The following is a 16,667-nucleotide window of genomic DNA, read 5'->3' as shown; positions in this document are numbered from 1 at the left end:
TATAGCTACTTTTGCCTTAAATGCTGCTCCATGATTTCTTCTTAATGTCTTCATTTACCTGCTGCTCCTTTCTGTAATTGTAAGTCAATTTAGAGCAGCTTTACCACTTAAGCAACTGTGCAGTTTTTCCGGGCCACCGCTTTGATCTCTGGCATGGTATTCCTTTACAATAAATAATTGTACCATGCATTACATAAGATTTTTAGCTGTCATTGCCGGCCTCAAAACAACGGTTGACACTCTGCTGCAAATAATTTAGCGATATATGCAATAAATATCAACCACGAATTATTTTATAACGGCATTATTTTTTTCTTTGCATGCTTTTAAAACAGGAAGGTAGGCGAAAAGAAACAGATATTTTGTGGGCATTCATCAAATATAAGGGAAATATTATATAGAATAGAGGGCTGGCCTATGCTGTTTTAGAAGAAGTATATTGGGCGTTCTTTAGTTTTATAGTTTCAATTAGATATCGGGGATAAAACGGTGACTGCTAATGTATAAATAACCCCCATTATTCCCCGGCTCGTCGATAAAAGTATTAATCAAAAAAACAGAAAATTTTGGAAATTTAATATCTTGGAAGAAGGCCTTGGGGTAGTAAAGCGAAAAAACAGAAAATATTTTACTGTGGAATTATATCCGGGCTTTGCCGGAATGCCGGGAAGTCAGATGTTGCAGATAACAGGTGGGTGTGGTAACAGGACAATAAATTTTATATTTATAAAATGTAAGACATATGGAAAAAATATTAACGAAACAAGAGCTTGTCCGGGAGATTATCCGCCTGAAAAAAGACGGAAAGCAGATTGTATTTACAAACGGTTGTTTTGATATCCTTCATGCCGGCCATGTGAGGTATCTTGCTGCGGCAAAAAAAGAAGGGGATATTCTTGTCCTCGGCCTTAATTCCGACAAGTCAGTAAAGATGATAAAAGGCGATAAAAGACCTATAGTTTCGCAGATACAAAGAGCAGAAGTGCTTGCCGGGCTTTCGTGCGTTGATTATATCGCTTTTTTTGACGAGCTCGATCCTTTGAATCTTATAAAAGATATTTCACCTGATATTTTGGTGAAAGGAGATGACTGGGCGGAAGAAGATATTATCGGAGCCGATCATGTAAGGGCAAACGGAGGCAGGGTAGTCAGGATTTCCATAGTTTCAGGCATATCTACTTCTTTGATAATAAAAAGAATTCTTGAAGCATATGGGAAAAATAGCTCATAAGCTGGTGAGCTCGTAAGTTGATTAGAGGGAAAAATTCTATTCAAGTGCCCAGGACAGAGATGGTTACCGGTTTACAGTTTACGGTTGCCGGTTAGCCGTCGTGGCGATCGGGTGGTTGCCTATGTGGGATTTGAGAAGTCGGAGATTTGAGGGTTCGGTGTGTAAAATATATAAGGTTACGTAAATTGATTTTAACAGAAACAAACAGAGTTTCTTATTACCGGTTACCGAATCTTGAGCCTTTTCCCAATTTAATACATGGGATATTTACAAGAAACGGGGGATTCAGCAAAGGGAGTTTTGACAGCCTCAACGTAAGCCTTTCTGTTGGCGATGATCTGAAAAATGTAATGCGAAACCGCAAAGTTGTTTCCGGGTGTATGAATAATGGAGAGCTTGTATTCACGAAGCAGGTTCACGACCGCCATGTTATAATTGTTTCTGAAAGGGCCGCCGACTCGGCGCTATCGGAAACTAATCTTACCGGAGATGCGCTGATAACTGATATTAATAATAAAATGCTTGTTATAAAAACTGCAGATTGTCAGGCGGTTCTTTTATATGATCCCGTTAAGAATGTAGTTGCCAATGTTCATTCGGGCTGGCGCGGAAGTATTAACAATATAATAGGTGCAACAATAGATGCCATGAAAGAAAACTATAATTGCAATCCTTTCTATATGTTGGCTGGGATAAGCCCTTCGCTTGGACCATGCTGCGCCGAATTTATAAACTATAAAAAAGAGATACCCGGGCAATTCTGGAAATATAAGGATTCGGACTTTAATTTTGATTTCTGGGCTCTAAGCGCCGACCAGCTTTCCGGTGCAGGTGTAATGCCGGGAAATATATATTCTTGCAATGTATGCACAAAATGTAATAAAGATCTATTTTATTCATACCGTGGAGAAAAAACAACCGGAAGACTGGCAACGGTTATTGGGCTTAAATGACAAGGATTGGTGGCGGCGTATAAAAATGCCGCCCTGCAAAAGATGATAGTAGGGCGGGGTTTTACTCCCCGCCAGAAGAAGGCTTATGTTTTTAGGAAAAGTTCAGGTTCTATGGAACAACAGAGTAAGTTCCTCCTATTATAAAATCGGCTTGAATTGCAGTGAGGATTTATCTGCGGCAATGCCGGGCCAGTTTGTTATGATTCGCCTTACAAGCGGTATTATGCCCTTGCTCCGCCGCCCTTTCTCAGTACACAATGTCAAAGATAATAAAACTAACGGGAAATATATAGAAATATTATATGATGTGGTTGGTGAGTTTACCGGCAGACTTTCAGAAATAAAAGCAGGTGAATGGCTTGATATAATGGGACCGCTTGGAAAAGGGTTTGTTTTAAATAAAAATTACAGCAAAATATTTATTGTAGCCGGAGGCATAGGCGTTGCCCCCATGTTTTTTCTCAGCTCTTATCTTGTAGAAAAACAAAATGTTGACTCATTAAGTATAAAAATATTTCTTGGTGCAAGAACAAAAGAGTGTGTTTTGTGCAGGGATGATTTTTTTAATTATGGCCTTGAGATTATAACTGCAACAGATGATGGAAGTGAAGGTGAGCCCTGTTTTATTACGAATTCTGTTGAAACTGCTTTGGCCCAAAGCCGGCCTGAAATCATTTTTGCATGCGGGCCTTTGGGAATGCTTCAATCTTTAGCTGGTATAGCCCAAAAATATGAAGTGCCATGCCAGGTTTCGATGGAAAGTTTAATGGCATGCGGCATAGGAGCATGCCTTGGCTGCGCCCTGGAAGGAAATGATAAAAACAGTTACCTCCATGTGTGCAAAGACGGGCCTGTTTTTGATTCACGTGATATAAAGTTTGGGTGAAACATTTTTTTTACATTGACTTGGTTTAAACCATATGTTACAGGGCAACAGCTCTGCCTTACGGAAGGGTTTAATGTTCCGGTTTACTATAGCCGGAAGGATCTTATAAATAGAAAGCGTTTTTGTTTATAATGGAAAGAGAAACAAGACGTTATATGAGAGAACTGGCTTATTACAGCAGTCTCGGTTTGCAGGTGGCGCTTTCTATAGTTATCGGACTTTTTATTGGCGTATACCTTGACAGACGATTTGAGCTATACCCATGGCTTACGCTTTTATTCCTTGGGCTTGGCGTTGCTGCCGGATTCAGAAATATCTGGCTTGCAATAAAAAAAAGTGAAAGGGCTTCACAGGAAAGAGATGTAAAGTGAAAATACAACAGGGCCTTTTAAAATTTATTACCAGAACAAACTGGGTACTTTTGTGTATTATAAGTATCTCCGGGTATTTTTTTGCTTCGCATAGATTCGCAACCGGGCTAATATCGGGTGGACTTATAGTTACAATAAATTTTCATCTGCTGTATAAAACGCTTAAAAAATCGCTTACACCTCCGCACCTTGCTTCTCACAATGTTGTTCTGGCCAAGTATTATGCCCGTTTCATGATAAGCGGATTTATTATATTCATTTTGATATCAGGACATTATGTTAATCCACTAGGTCTTTTTATCGGTTTGTCCGTGGTGGTGGCAAGCATTATGATTGCTACCATTCTGGAATTTAAGAAACTTATTTTCAAGGAGGCAACTTAAGGTGGCACATCCCTATTTGTTTTTTGTTGAACTTTTTAAAATGATCGGCTTTCAACATGCTTTCGAATACAAACATGTTATTTATTCCTGGGTGGTTATGATTCTGCTTCTTTCCCTTGGCGCGTTGGGAGCAAAAGGAGTCAAGCTGGTTCCGGGAAAAGCACAAAATGTTTTTGAAATTATTATTTCAGGAATTGAAGATTTTATGATTGACGTCACAGGTGAGGAAGGCCGCTGGCTTTTTCCCCTTGCGGCAACCGTATTTATTTATATTTTTACCTGTAACCTCATAGGTCTGGTTCCCGGATTTTTCCCGCCAACGGCAGACTTAAATACTACAGGTGCGTGTGCTCTGACAGTAGTAATATTTACCCACATTATAGGTCTTAAGTATCATGGCGTGAAATATATCAAACATTTTACCGGGCCCGTATGGTGGATGATTCCTATAGTATTTCCTATTGAAGTTATAGGGCATGTCGCAAGAATTCTGTCTCTGTCCTTCCGTCTTTTTGGCAATATGATGGGACACGAACTGGTGCTTATGATTCTTTTCGGGCTTGCAGGACTTTTCTTTGGGCCGCTGCCGATTATGGGTCTTGGAATTTTTGTTTCCCTTGTTCAGGCATTTGTTTTCTTTTTGCTTTCAATAATGTATTTTACCGGAGCAATGGAACACGCTCATTAATTTTACGGAATAAATAATAATTTGTTTTATGGGATAAAGGAAGAAGCAAAGTAAAAATCTAAAAAGGAGGTAATAAAGTATGGAAGCTGAAGCATTAAAATTTTTCATCGCATGTGTTACGGCAGCCGGTTTTGGAATCGCTGTTGCAGCCTCATTCTGTGGTATTGCTCAGGGCCTTGGCCTTAAAGCCGCTGTTGAGGGTATTGCAAGAAATCCGGAATCATCAGGAAAAGTTACAGTTACAATGCTGATCGGTCTTGCTATGATCGAGTCTCTTTGTATTTATGCTCTGGTTATTGCATTGATTTTAATCTATGCACATCCCCAGGCAGCAGCAATCGCAGGACTTTTAGGCGGCGTTGCACATTAATTGAAAGAATTATGATTTAAATAAAACAGGGCTTTGTCTTAGGACTTAGCCCTGTTTTATTTTTTGAATGAAGAATTCCGGAAGATTCTTTTGCTAAACCATCAAATTTGATTTTATGGAATTTACAAATAAAAAGTGCAAAAACAAAATAAACAAAAACAAAGTATTTTAAATTACAAAGCTATAGATTTTATAATTCTTTCAGTCTTTGCCTTTTTTATGGCATGGGGTATTTATGCTGTTGTGAAATGGGATAAGGAGTTCATTTTCGACAGATTTTTCGCCGCTTCTATAGTGCTTGCCATATTTTTTTTGTACAGAAAAATGAAGTTAAGCTTACCGACTCTTTTAGTCGGGGCGTTTGCATTGGTGCTTCACCACCTCAAGCTTTATCAGAATACATATTTAGGGGTTCCTTTTGACCATTATATGCACCTTGCCGGAGGTTTTGCCTTAGCTCTGATATTTAGTGAGTATTTTATTAATTCCGAAAAAAAGCCGAATCATGTAAAAACATTTTTCCTTTCTGTGTGTATGGCTGCCGGAATAGGGTCATTCATGGAGATTATTGAATTTATCGGCAAGTGTGTATTGGGAGCGGGACAGGGACTATTATATTACGGTGATGGTGACTGGGGTGAATACAATAATACCGCCTGGGACATGATAAATAATACGATTGGAGCTGTTATTTCTTCATGTATTATGTTTTGTGTTTCAAGATTTAAAAAAAGAAGATAACCCAAAATATCTTTCTTTTAATCATATTTTCCCATTTTCTTTCAGAATCTTTTTCAAATATTGTCCTGTGTAGGATGCGCTGTTTTCAGATAATTCTTCAGGTGTGCCTGTTCCTACAATATAACCGCCTTCATCTCCTCCTTCAGGTCCGAGATCTATGATGTGATCGGCAGTCTTTATTACATCCATGTTATGTTCAATCACTATCACGGTATTTCCGGAATCTACAAGCCTGTTTAATACACTAAGCAGTTTTTGTATATCATCCACATGAAGTCCTGTTGTTGGTTCATCAAGGATATAAACCGTTCTGCCGGTTCCTTTTTTGCTAAGCTCCCTTGAAAGCTTTACCCTCTGCGCCTCGCCTCCGGAAAGGGTTGTTGCAGGCTGGCCTATTTTGATATACCCGAGTCCGACATCGGCTAAGGTTGTAAGTTTTGTTTTTATGTTTTTTATTCTATCAAAAAAAACAATCCCCTGATTGACGGTCATGTCCAGTACCCCTGCTATATTTTCTCCTTTATATTCCACTTCCAGAGTTTCACGGTTATATCTTTTGCCGTGGCAGACATCGCAGGATACATAGACATCAGGCAGAAAATGCATCTCGATTTTTATTATACCGTCTCCACTGCATGATTCGCATCTTCCTCCTTTAACATTAAAGCTGAATCTGCCGGGCTTATAGCCTCTCATACGGGCATCGGGGGTTCTTGAAAACAGTTCTCTGATGTAGGTAAAAAGACCAGTATAGGTTCCCGGATTTGATCGCGGGGTTCTGCCTATTGGAGACTGGTCAATATTTATTACTTTATCTATATGTTCAAGTCCTGAAGCTGAGTTGTGGGCGCCTGCCTGTATTCTTGCGTTATAAATCTTACGGGATAAAATATTGTATAATGTTTCAAGTACAAGAGTTGATTTGCCTGAACCGGATACTCCCGTAACACAGGTAAACTTGCCGAGAGGAAATTCAATATCAATGTTTTTAAGATTATTTTCCAAAGCGCCTTTTATGATAATGTTTGAGCCGTTTCCTTTTCTGCGTTTTTTTGGCACTTCAATTTGCCTGCGCCCTGACAGGTAAAGACCGGTTAAAGAATTATCATCCTTTACCAGCATATCGGGAGTACCGGAAAACACAACTTTACCGCCGTTAATTCCTGCTCCCGGTCCCATGTCTATAACAAAATCGGCAGCAAGTATTGTTTCCTCATCGTGTTCGACTACAAGAACCGTATTGCCCAGATCCCGCATCCTTAAAAGAGTGGAGAGTAATCTCCGGTTATCTCTCTGGTGCAATCCGATACTTGGTTCATCCAGCACATAAAGGACTCCGGTGAGTTTTGATCCTATCTGTGTGGCAAGCCTTATTCTCTGGCTTTCCCCACCGGAAAGTGTATAAGCCGATCTGTCGAGCGTAAGATAAGAAAGTCCGACATTTTCAAGAAATGACAGGCGTTCCCGTATCTCTTTTATAATTCTTTTTGAAATTACTTCTTTTTTTATGTCAAGTTTAAGATTTTTAAAAAAAGCGGAAGCTTTTGAAACTGAAAGTGCTGCTATTTCAGAAATAGTGGCATCAGCAACTCTCACAGACCTGCTTGCCTTGTTTAATCGTGAACCGTTACATTCGGGACATGGATGAAAGATCATATACTCTCTGATTTCTTCCCTTGTCTGGTTTGACTCGCTTTCGATATATTGTCTTTGAAGTTTGGGAATAATACCTTCAAAAGTTTTATTATAACTTAACCTGCGTTTGTTCTGCTCAAAATAGAAGTTTATCTGTTCATCTCCTGATCCGTAAAGCAATATTTTTTTAAAATCATCCGGAAGGTCTTTATAAGGTGTATATATATTGACGTTATAATGTTTTGTGAGCCCATCTAAAAATTCATTGAACTGAAGGGAACTTCTGTTTGCCCATATTGCAACAGCCCCCTGGCGCAAAGAAAGTTCCTTATTCGGAATAATAAGATCAGGGTCAAATTCGGGGGTTGTGCCCAATCCGTCGCATTTGCTGCATGCTCCTTGCGGGGAATTGAAAGAAAAACTAGCAGGAGTAAACTCAGGATAGCTTATCCCGCATGTGATGCAAGCGGACTTTTCACTAAAAAGTATAGGGCCTTCTCCCTGGACGTCAATAGTGACAAGTCCTTCGGATTGGGAGATGGCAAGCTCAAGAGAATCTGCGAGTCTGTTTCTGATACTTTCTTTTATTACCAGTCTGTCAATAATAACATCTATTGTATGTTTTATGTTTTTATCCAGCTTGTCCGTTTCTTCGATTTCATAAATCTTTCCGTCGATCCTGACTCTTGAAAAACCATTTTTCCTGAGTTGTTTTAAAAGCTTTTCATAAGACCCTTTTTGACCTGAAACCAGCGGAGATAAAATGGTGATTTTGCTTCCTTCGGGCAGTGCCATAATACTGTCAGTGATTTGGTCAAGAGATTGGGCCGTGATCGGTTTTTGGCAGATATAACAATGAGGTGTTCCTATTGTGGAATAAAGAAGCCTGAGATAGTCAAAAATTTCGGTAACGGTTCCAACGGTAGATCTTGGATTATGACTTGCGGTTTTCTGTTCTATCGCAATAGCAGGAGAAAGTCCTTCTATGGTATCAACATCAGGCTTGTCCATACGCTCTAAAAACTGACGTGCGTAAGTTGAAAGAGATTCAACATACCTTCGCTGCCCCTCTGCATACAAAGTATCAAAAGCAAGAGTTGATTTGCCTGAACCTGAAAGGCCTGTGATTACAATCAGCTTGTTTCTTGGAAGCTCAACATCAATGTTTTTAAGGTTGTGCTGTCTGGCACCCCTGACAATTATTTTATCAAAACCCATTTAAGAATCCCTTTTTATGCCTTTTTTTAAACAGTTTGCCTGAAACGCCGCCATTTTTATTGCTGCGATGAGACTTCCGGGATCGGCCTTTCCTTTTCCCGCTATATCATAGGCTGTTCCATGATCAACTGAAGTTCTTATAATCGGGATTCCAAGTGTTGTGTTAACCCCGTCTGTAAAATGTACCATTTTAAATGGTATCAGACCCTGATCATGATACATGCAGACTACGGCATCATAACTTCCATTTAATGCATTATAAAATACTGTATCCGGCGGAAAAGGGCCCGATATGTCAAATCCTTCTCTGGCTGATTTTTTTATGGCCGGTATTATAATATTATTTTCCTCATCACCGAATATGCCGCTTTCACCCGCATGAGGGTTAAGCCCTGCAACGGCAATTTTTGGTGATTTAATCCCGAAGCGTTCGATAAGAGCTTCTCCTGTGATCTTTATTGTTGTAAAGATACTTTCAGTCGAAAGAGCGTCGGAAACGTTTCTTAAAGGCATGTGGATTGTTACAAGAGATATTTTAAGTCTGTCTCCTGCCATCATCATAACAAAATCTTTGGTTCCTGTGCGTTCGGCTATAAGTTCCGTATGCCCGTTATAATCAAATCCTGCCATTTGCATTATTTTCTTGTTTATGGGACAAGTTACCATTGCTGATATTTCACAGTTTAAAGCCATGCCGGTTGCTTTTATAACATAGTCTACCATGGCTTTACCTGTATGTATTGTAGGGTTCGCCCATGATGTTTCATCAAAATCAAGATCGGAAAGGTTCAACAGATCAATTACCCCTGGCATATATTCAGCCTGGCAATGATCGGAGATTCCCCTTAATTCTATTGTACTGCCTGTAATTTTTTTTGCAGTTGTAATCACTCCCAAATCCCCTATAATAAGGGGTCGGCATAACTCGTAAAGAGCCGGGATGCTCAAAGCGGATAATATGATTTCAGGTCCTATTCCTGCAGGGTCTCCGGCAGTTATTCCTATAACAGGTCTATAATTTTCCATGGCAACTCCTTTTTATTTTTTTTATACTACAGAGCCGATGGTTCTTTTTCAACAAATTCCAATGCTACGAACCATAAAAATTCCATTAACCTGATTATGACAAATAATAAAAGGGAATCGAAGATTATGAGAGCTTTTAATAATTGACCATTGGTGTTTTGTTATCCAAAATATATGTCGATATGCTTAAAATGTCTGAAAAAAATCATCAGAGGTAAAAACGTTTGAACTTAAAGGAATTTGTATTTCCTAATTATGTATATTTATTTATATCAAATAGATATAAATTGTTAACAACTTCTGGAAAAACTCTCGAAATTCAGTTTTTATCCGGTTTGACATAATTGACCCAATACATTAAAAAGGCAGCATATCAAATTTAACTTTTCGCATCGTCTTATATTTTACTGTCGGTTGTTTAGCAAGAAGTTCTCATCAGTAAGCAGATTAATCGGTTTTTCAACTAAAATTGGGAAAATTAATTTTTATGGAAGCTATCTGGAATTCGATCAAGATTGCGGTTAAGATGACTATTCCCGAGCACTCATACAGGATGTGGTTAGAACCTGTTGAGTTTAACAGGGTTGAAAATGGTGTAATGGTCCTTTCGGCTCCAAACTATTTTTCACAAAAAAGAGCTCAGGATAATTATGGTTCTTTAATTCTTTCGGAATTAAAGAAGATTTCAGGGGAAAACGGCAGATATATCATAGAAGTTTCCGAAAGGAGGCGAAAAACAGGATTGGTCAAAGTGCAAAAAAGCATTCAATTGCCGCTTCCGAATGAAAATATCCAGCCTCATTACGGCAGATTTTTAAGGAAGGACTTTACCTTTGATCATTTTGTTGTGGGAGGAAATAACGAATTTGCTTTTACAGCGTCCCTGTCTCTTGCCGCAAAGAAAAATTCCCAGCAAAACTGTCTTTTTCTGTTATCAAAAACCGGAATGGGCAAGAGCCATCTTTCGCAGGCCGTGGGCCATCATATTATTTCTCAATACCCGGAGGAACGTGTTTATTATCTTACCGCAGAAGATTTCAGCAATGAAATGGTGCAGGCTTATAGAACAGATTCAATTGATAAATTTAAAGGAAAATACAGAAAGGAATGTGATATCTTGCTCTTAGAAGATGTCCATTCTTTGAGCGGAAAAGAGCGTACTCAGATTGAACTTGCACTGACTCTTGACACCCTGCTTGATGCCGATAAAAAAATTATATTTTCAAGCTGTTATCTTCCAGGTGATATACCAAAGCTGAATGACAAACTAAAATCCCGTTTTTCTTATGGAATCATTTCTTCTATCGAGCCTCCTAATTTCAGGACAAGGGTCAGAATTCTTCAGAAGAAAATGCTTTCAAACGGTTATCAGGTTCAAGAAGAAGTTATCAATTATCTTGCAAGTGAACTTACCGAGGATGTTCGCCAGCTTGAAAGCGGGCTTATTGGTGTAACAGCAAGATCATCTCTTATGGGTATACCTATAAATCTTGAACTTGCTGAAAATGTGGTAAAAAATATTGCTCAAAGAAAGAAAAACATAACAATAGATATAATAAAGAAACTTGTCTGCAAGCATTTTAATATTTCTTTAATCGATTTAGTTTCAAGTTCCCGCAAACAGACAGTTATGCGTCCGAGACAGATTGCAATTTATCTATCCCGCCGCTATACAGACTCGCCGCTGCAAACAATCGGAAAATGTTTCAACAAATATCATGCAACCGCCCTTCACTCTATAGGTGTTATTGAAAGGGGTATCAAGGATAATGGTTCTTTGAAGAAACAGGTTGAACTTTTTTCTCAGAAGCTGGAATCCGGTAATTTCTAAAATTCTTATTCATTATGGCATTAAAAGACTCAACGTATAAAAAGATCCTGAGTATAGTCGGCTCAAAATATTGCAGCCAGACAAAGGAAGATATAATCTGCTATTCCTACGATGCCGCTGCAAGAAGAAATTTGCCTGATGCTGTAGTCTTTCCGGGAAAAACAAGCGAGGTTTCAGATATATTAAAGCTTGCCTGTTCGGAGGGTTTTTTTGTTATACCGCGTGGTTCCGGTTCCGGAATGACAGGCGGATCAGTTCCTGTTATGGGCGGAGTGGTTATTGCCATGACCCGCTTTAACCGTATTGTAGAAATTGATACGGACAATTTTACAGCATCTGTCGAGCCAGGAGTAATTACCGCACAATTTCATAGGGAAGTTGAAAAACTTAAACTGTTTTATCCTCCCGATCCTTCCAGTTCGGAATTTTCGACTTTAGGCGGAAATCTTGCAGAATGTGCAGGTGGCCCAAGAGCTGTTAAATACGGTGTTACGCGGGATTACGTACTTGGTCTTGAGGCGGTTCTGCCAACCGGAGAAGTAATTAAAACAGGGGTAAAAACAGCCAAGGGCGTTGTCGGTTATGATTTAACACGTCTTTTGATAGGGTCTGAGGGAACCCTTGGGATAATTACACAAATAACGGTAAAGCTTTTAGCTCTTCCCGAATCAGTAAAGACCATGACTGCATCTTTTCCTGAGCTTGAAAAGGCAGCAAAAACCGTTTCCGAAATCATAAGAAAAGGTATTGTTCCAAGAACCATTGAATTTATGGACAAGGAATCCATAAAATGTGTTGAAAAATATCTTGATACAAGAATAGCAATCGATGCCGGGGCTTTACTTATTATAGAAGTTGACGGAAAAGAAATTGAGGTTGAATCGTCTATAAAACAGTTGGAAGAGCTTTGCATATCTTCAGGAGCAAAAGATGTCAGAATAGCAGAGTCAAAAGAAGATGCCGCTTTAATCTGGAAAGCCCGTAAAGCAATATCACCGGCATTGTTTATTTATGCCCCCGATAAAATAAATGAAGATATTGTGGTTCCAAGAAGCAAAATTCCCGACATGGTAGTAAAGATTAATGCAATGAGAAATAAAACCGGTTTGACCATTGTAAGTTTTGGACATGCAGGTGACGGGAATATACATTTTAACATAATGCTCGACAAGAAAAACAAGGATGACTTAAAAAAGGCCGAAGCTGTAATCGAAGAGCTGTTTGATTATACCATTGAACTGGGAGGTACAATTTCCGGAGAGCATGGCATAGGTATTACAAAGGCCGCATATATGACAAAAGAAATTGGCCCTGTTGAGCTTGGGCTTATGAAAAAAATCAAAAAACTATTTGATCCCAAAGGCATATTAAATCCGGGTAAAATATTTTTAGAATAATATAACAATTGTCATAAATCTGTTCAGAAACTATTAAGCCAGCGTTTTTCCAGTGATTTGTAATTAACCCCGAATCCTCCGTAAGCGCGGTCGATAGCATCTGAAATTGTCAGTTTCTCACCAAGAGCGAAAACGAGTTCATGCAACGGATACCAGCCGAACTCGTCGCGCAGAAAACGCACAAATGAATAACTCTGCTCATAGGCCAGCATTGCCCGCATGCCGGAATAATTTTTAAACGACGTTTCAAGTGCCGCGAGTTTGAACAGCATGCCATGTTTTCTTGCCTGCTCAAACATAACCAGCGTCCGGTCTTCTTGCTCGTACTCTGCCAGCTGAGCCAGGCCCTCGTTAAGCCAGCAAGGGATATTACGTCCGGCTATCTCCCTCAATATCGCATGCATGTATTCATGAGCCAGCAGTTTTTTTACTTTCTCATCAACTGTGTCAATGCCACCGACAGGAAGCCGGACCTTCCCGTCATAAAGGCCTCCTGACCAGTCGGGTGAACGTGTAAGCTCTTTGAACTGTTTGCGGCTGTAAAGTATAACCGGCGTCTGCTGCTCCGGATAATAGTCCATCAATGAACCGAGACTGTAATAGATATTTTCAAGTGCATTAATAACTTCTGTTCCTATAATATTGTTATTATCTCCCTCGAAGGTAATGGTAAAATGTCTGCCATATTCCTTTTGCATATCCTTTTCAACAGATAGTTCCCGCTGCACCTTACTGTACATCTGCTCAATTGCATCATTTCCCGGATCGAGCATGCGGGCAGATTCAAGAACATCAAAAGCATCGTACATCCGGTCTGTGGCATAAAATACATTTCCAAGCAGAAAAAGAACCTGCGTATCAGGTCCTCCCATGCTGCGCGCCATTTGCAGGTCAATCTCAGCTTCATTATATTTTTTGAGAGAAAAGAGCGCGCGGCCTCGCATGACCCGAAACAAATGCTCATTGTCATCAAACCTTTGTGCTTCCAGCATAAGTGCGGATAGTGTTTGATAATCAGGTTTTCGCAACATAGCCATTCCTGCAGACAGGTATGCATTATGAAGATTTTTGCGGATTAACTCATTCTGAGGATTTTTTTTCAGCAACTGTTTAAGAAGCGCGATTGCATCCTGATGCCTTCCCTGCTTAAGCATCAGAACCGCCCTGTTGTTGTCGTTAAGATAATTACTCTGATTTGCCTGTATACTATGGCAATACAGCAACAGGCCGATTAGCAGGAGCGTAAGAATTTTTGTAACGCGATCAATTTTCATGTTTTTCGCCTATATTATTATGTAAATATTTAGTATATTACACCGCAAAGTAATACTGAGTCAATAGCATAGCCTGAAACCGCGATAGGGCAGTGAACAGATAGCATACATATCCATACCCAAACAAAACAGATTTATGATAATTGCTATATATTGGTATTTGATGACATGATATAAAAATTGAAGCAGTTTTTACAAGGCATTGAACAAAAAAGGTTCCCCTTTTATTCAAAAGGGGAACCTTAAATATGAGTCTATAAAATCTTTTTTAGATTTTTACCGGACTAAAAATAAACTTATTTCGTATAAAATTACGCAGGATCATTTTTTGAGAGAGAATTCTTATCCCATCCGCCGCCAAGAACCTTGTAAAGAACTACCTGATTATTGATTACTTCCGTCTGATAGCCTATAATATTAAGTGATGCGTTCAAATAGCCACGCTGGGCGTCAAGCACCGTGAGATAGTCAACCACACCAACATCATATTTCTTATTGGCAAGAAATAAAACCCTTTCAAGCGCTTTTAATTCTTCTTCCTGGGCGCTGAGTTTTTTACCGGCGGTATTAATCTTGACCAAAGCATCATATACTTCCTTAAAAGCTGTTTTTACTGTCATAATATACTGAATAACAGCTTCTTTCTGTTGAGCTTCTGTAATTTTAACATTTGATTTTATTCTGCCGAAATCAATAACTGGCTGCAATAGATTGCCGCCTATACCCCACATTTTTGCTGATGATTGCAAAAGCTTGTTCAGTTCAAAACTCTCCAGCCCCATAGTACCTGTAAGAGATATTGACGGGAAATAGGCAGCTTTTGCTACACCAATCTGAAAATTGGCGGCTTTTAAATATTCTTCTGCCTGCATAATATCCGGCCTGCTTTCAAGCAGTTTTGAAGGAAGCATGGCAGGAACTACAATCGGCTCCGGTAGCTTATGATTTATATTGTGCAGATTGTCGAAAATTTCCTTGGGAGTCCTGCCTAAAAGAAGAGACAAAGTGCTTTTTAATATGGCATCCTGCTCTTTTAAATTTTCAAGCAGGATTCTTACGGAATCATACTGAGCCTTTGCCTGCTGTACAACCATTTCATCCAGCACGCCGTGCTTATATTGTTTTTGCCTGAACTCATAAATTTCTTTGTAACTTGTTAATATGTTTTCAGTGGTCTGCAGTTGCCGGCCAAGTGATACAAGATTAAAATAAACTGTTGCAACATTTGATATAAGGCTAAGTTGCAAAGCATCTTTACCGGCTTTGGTTGAAAGAAGTGCAGACAGAGCCGCTTCCTTACGGTTCTTGATTTTTCCCCAAAGGTCCAGTTCATATGCTACATCAGCCGAAAGAGAAAAATAATTATTAATGTAAGCACCGCCAAAAAATGAAGCCTCAGTGCTTGTTTTTTGTCTTGACGCAGTTCCGTTTGCATTTATTACAGGGTAGCGGTCTGCTTTGGCAAAACCCAGCCTGCTTCTTGCTTCTTCAATCCTTGCGACAGCCAGTTTCAGATCGTCATTATTTTTTAACGCTTCTTCAATAAGCAGGTTTAAATTCTCATCTCCAAAATTTTCCCACCAATTTGTATTAATAGTTGAAGTATTATCTGTAACACTTGCCGGTTCTGATGGAAGGCTGATTTGGGGTTTGCTATATTTTGGTGCAAAAGAACAGCCGTAAATTGCCATCACCGCAACTATTAAACTTATGCAAAGCTTTTTTTTCATCTTTTCACCTTTTCCTCAAATATTTGTTTTGCTCTCATAATCAGATAATAAAACAAAGGTATTGAATATATTCCGAGTGTGGTTGCCACAAACATCCCGGCTACAACAGTTGTTCCGATAATATTCCTGCTGCCGGCGCCGGCTCCTGTACCAAGAGCAAGAGGAAGGGTTCCGGCAATAAACGCAAAAGAAGTCATGACTATCGGACGGAATCTTATCCTTGCTGCCTCTATCGTTGCCTCAAGCAGGGGCATCCCTTGCTTTTTATAGCGTTCCTCGGCAAATTCAACAATTAAAATCGCATTTTTTGCCGCAAGCCCAATCAGGGTTATAATACCTACCTGGAAATATATATCACTCTCAACTCCTCTTAGCAATACACCAAGTATAGCCCCGAATATTGCAAAAGGTATGGAAATGATAATTGCAACAGGAGCCAGCCAGCTTTCATAAAGACCGATAAGTATCAAAAATACAAAAACAACAGCATAAACAGTGGCAACATAGCCTGTCTGAGCCAGACTTTTTTCCTGATAGGAAGTTCCTGCCCAGGCGACTGTATATCCGGTCGGCAAGACTTTAAGGGCTGTATCTTCTATCGCCTTAAGCGCATCACCACTTGAAAAGCCGTGCCTTGGTTCACCGATAATTTTTGCAGCCGGAAACATATTAAATCGTTCAACAACACTTGTATCAACTATCCTTTTTATACTGATAAGGGAGCTAACCGGTACCAGTTGCCCATACTGTGAGCGAACAAAGACCTTATTGTAATCATTCAGCGATTCCCTGTATCGAGATATAATCAAAAGTTGTGTTTAGGGAGATAGGTGGTGTATCCATCGGTTGATTGTTACCGAGGCAATTAACCGACCAAAAAAAAGGAAAGGATACACACACCATGAATAACGATAATGTAATTATAATTAAAAA

Annotated in this window: 15 protein-coding genes; 10 read left to right on the top strand and 5 right to left on the bottom strand. The window is 39.4% G+C overall.

Annotated elements, in window-relative coordinates:
• Window positions 1-742: 742 nt before the first annotated feature.
• The 8 genes from rfaE2 to VXK47_RS13205 all read left to right on the top strand — a co-directional run bounded on the left by rfaE2 (window position 743) and on the right by VXK47_RS13205 (window position 5,623).
• Window positions 743-1,231, top strand: coding sequence for a D-glycero-beta-D-manno-heptose 1-phosphate adenylyltransferase (gene rfaE2, locus VXK47_RS13240; RefSeq protein ID WP_435549259.1), 489 nt, complete (start codon window positions 743-745; stop codon window positions 1,229-1,231).
• Window positions 1,232-1,416: 185 nt separating this feature from the next.
• Entirely contained in the window at window positions 1,417-2,184 is a 768-nt protein-coding gene (gene pgeF, locus VXK47_RS13235) for a peptidoglycan editing factor PgeF (RefSeq protein ID WP_435549258.1), read from the top strand.
• An 85-nt stretch (window positions 2,185-2,269) separates the two neighbouring features.
• Window positions 2,270-3,070: a dihydroorotate dehydrogenase electron transfer subunit gene (locus VXK47_RS13230; protein ID WP_435549257.1), complete on the top strand. Its 801-nt coding sequence runs from the start codon at window positions 2,270-2,272 to the stop codon at window positions 3,068-3,070.
• Window positions 3,071-3,201: 131 nt separating this feature from the next.
• The gene (locus VXK47_RS13225) at window positions 3,202-3,441 is read left to right on the top strand and encodes an AtpZ/AtpI family protein (protein WP_435549256.1); all 240 of its coding nucleotides are present in this window, start codon (window positions 3,202-3,204) and stop codon (window positions 3,439-3,441) included.
• Window positions 3,438-3,824 (top strand): ATP synthase subunit I, encoded by a 387-nt coding sequence (locus VXK47_RS13220; protein WP_435549255.1) that lies wholly within the window; start codon window positions 3,438-3,440, stop codon window positions 3,822-3,824. The genes VXK47_RS13225 and VXK47_RS13220 overlap by 4 nt, the downstream gene beginning before the upstream one ends.
• Window position 3,825: 1 nt before the next feature.
• Window positions 3,826-4,512, top strand: a complete 687-nt coding sequence (gene atpB, locus VXK47_RS13215; protein ID WP_435549254.1) for a F0F1 ATP synthase subunit A — start codon at window positions 3,826-3,828, stop codon at window positions 4,510-4,512.
• Window positions 4,513-4,591: 79 nt separating this feature from the next.
• Window positions 4,592-4,882, top strand: coding sequence for an ATP synthase F0 subunit C (gene atpE / locus VXK47_RS13210; protein WP_435549253.1), 291 nt, complete (start codon window positions 4,592-4,594; stop codon window positions 4,880-4,882).
• Window positions 4,883-5,017: 135 nt separating this feature from the next.
• Window positions 5,018-5,623 carry a DUF2238 domain-containing protein gene (locus tag VXK47_RS13205; RefSeq protein WP_435549252.1) on the top strand — a complete coding sequence of 202 codons (606 nt, stop codon included), beginning with the start codon at window positions 5,018-5,020 and terminating at the stop codon, window positions 5,621-5,623.
• A 21-nt stretch (window positions 5,624-5,644) separates the two neighbouring features.
• Here the strand turns inward: VXK47_RS13205 and uvrA are convergent, their stop codons facing one another.
• Window positions 5,645-8,476, bottom strand: a complete 2,832-nt coding sequence (gene uvrA, locus VXK47_RS13200; RefSeq protein WP_435549251.1) for an excinuclease ABC subunit UvrA — start codon at window positions 8,474-8,476, stop codon at window positions 5,645-5,647.
• Window positions 8,477-9,502 carry a PdxA family dehydrogenase gene (gene pdxA / locus VXK47_RS13195; protein ID WP_435549250.1) on the bottom strand — a complete coding sequence of 342 codons (1,026 nt, stop codon included), beginning with the start codon at window positions 9,500-9,502 and terminating at the stop codon, window positions 8,477-8,479.
• A gap of 487 nt (window positions 9,503-9,989) precedes the next feature.
• Here pdxA and dnaA point away from each other — a divergent pair, with 487 nt between their 5' ends.
• Both dnaA and VXK47_RS13185 read left to right on the top strand, forming a co-directional pair.
• A complete protein-coding gene (gene dnaA, locus VXK47_RS13190) occupies window positions 9,990-11,333 on the top strand; it encodes a chromosomal replication initiator protein DnaA (RefSeq protein ID WP_435549249.1) in 1,344 nt (447 codons plus the stop codon).
• A gap of 14 nt (window positions 11,334-11,347) precedes the next feature.
• On the top strand, window positions 11,348-12,730 hold the full coding sequence (locus VXK47_RS13185; RefSeq protein ID WP_435549248.1) for an FAD-binding oxidoreductase: 1,383 nt from the start codon (window positions 11,348-11,350) through the stop codon (window positions 12,728-12,730).
• Between the two features lie 23 nt (window positions 12,731-12,753).
• Here VXK47_RS13185 and VXK47_RS13180 read toward each other — a convergent pair whose 3' ends face one another.
• The 3 genes from VXK47_RS13180 to VXK47_RS13170 form a co-directional block, all read right to left on the bottom strand.
• Window positions 12,754-14,004 carry a peptidase MA family metallohydrolase gene (locus VXK47_RS13180; protein WP_435549247.1) on the bottom strand — a complete coding sequence of 417 codons (1,251 nt, stop codon included), beginning with the start codon at window positions 14,002-14,004 and terminating at the stop codon, window positions 12,754-12,756.
• A 311-nt stretch (window positions 14,005-14,315) separates the two neighbouring features.
• Window positions 14,316-15,734, bottom strand: coding sequence for an efflux transporter outer membrane subunit (locus VXK47_RS13175; protein ID WP_435549246.1), 1,419 nt, complete (start codon window positions 15,732-15,734; stop codon window positions 14,316-14,318).
• Window positions 15,731-16,543 carry an efflux RND transporter permease subunit gene (locus VXK47_RS13170; protein WP_435549245.1) on the bottom strand — a complete coding sequence of 271 codons (813 nt, stop codon included), beginning with the start codon at window positions 16,541-16,543 and terminating at the stop codon, window positions 15,731-15,733. Before VXK47_RS13170 ends, VXK47_RS13175 begins: the two co-directional genes overlap by 4 nt.
• Window positions 16,544-16,667 lie beyond the last annotated feature (124 nt).

It is taken from the genome of Desulfobacterium sp. N47 (assembly GCF_051233685.1).
Classification (GTDB): domain Bacteria; phylum Desulfobacterota; class Desulfobacteria; order Desulfobacterales; family RPRI01; genus RPRI01.
Note: the sequence above shows the minus strand (reverse complement) of the source record. Positions and strands in the feature narration are given on the sequence as shown.

What these genes read in the sequence shown, in the direction of transcription:
- rfaE2 (WP_435549259.1), top strand. Translation starts at nt 743, where the DNA reads ATGGAAAAAATATTAACGAAACAAGAGCTTGTCCGGGAGATTATCCGC.
- VXK47_RS13230 (WP_435549257.1), top strand. Translation starts at nt 2,270, where the DNA reads ATGTTTTTAGGAAAAGTTCAGGTTCTATGGAACAACAGAGTAAGTTCC.
- VXK47_RS13225 (WP_435549256.1), top strand. Translation starts at nt 3,202, where the DNA reads ATGGAAAGAGAAACAAGACGTTATATGAGAGAACTGGCTTATTACAGC.
- atpE (WP_435549253.1), top strand. Translation starts at nt 4,592, where the DNA reads ATGGAAGCTGAAGCATTAAAATTTTTCATCGCATGTGTTACGGCAGCC.
- uvrA (WP_435549251.1), bottom strand. Translation starts at nt 8,476, where the DNA reads ATGGGTTTTGATAAAATAATTGTCAGGGGTGCCAGACAGCACAACCTT.
- pdxA (WP_435549250.1), bottom strand. Translation starts at nt 9,502, where the DNA reads ATGGAAAATTATAGACCTGTTATAGGAATAACTGCCGGAGACCCTGCA.
- dnaA (WP_435549249.1), top strand. Translation starts at nt 9,990, where the DNA reads ATGGAAGCTATCTGGAATTCGATCAAGATTGCGGTTAAGATGACTATT.
- VXK47_RS13185 (WP_435549248.1), top strand. Translation starts at nt 11,348, where the DNA reads ATGGCATTAAAAGACTCAACGTATAAAAAGATCCTGAGTATAGTCGGC.
- VXK47_RS13180 (WP_435549247.1), bottom strand. Translation starts at nt 14,004, where the DNA reads ATGAAAATTGATCGCGTTACAAAAATTCTTACGCTCCTGCTAATCGGC.
- VXK47_RS13175 (WP_435549246.1), bottom strand. Translation starts at nt 15,734, where the DNA reads ATGAAAAAAAAGCTTTGCATAAGTTTAATAGTTGCGGTGATGGCAATT.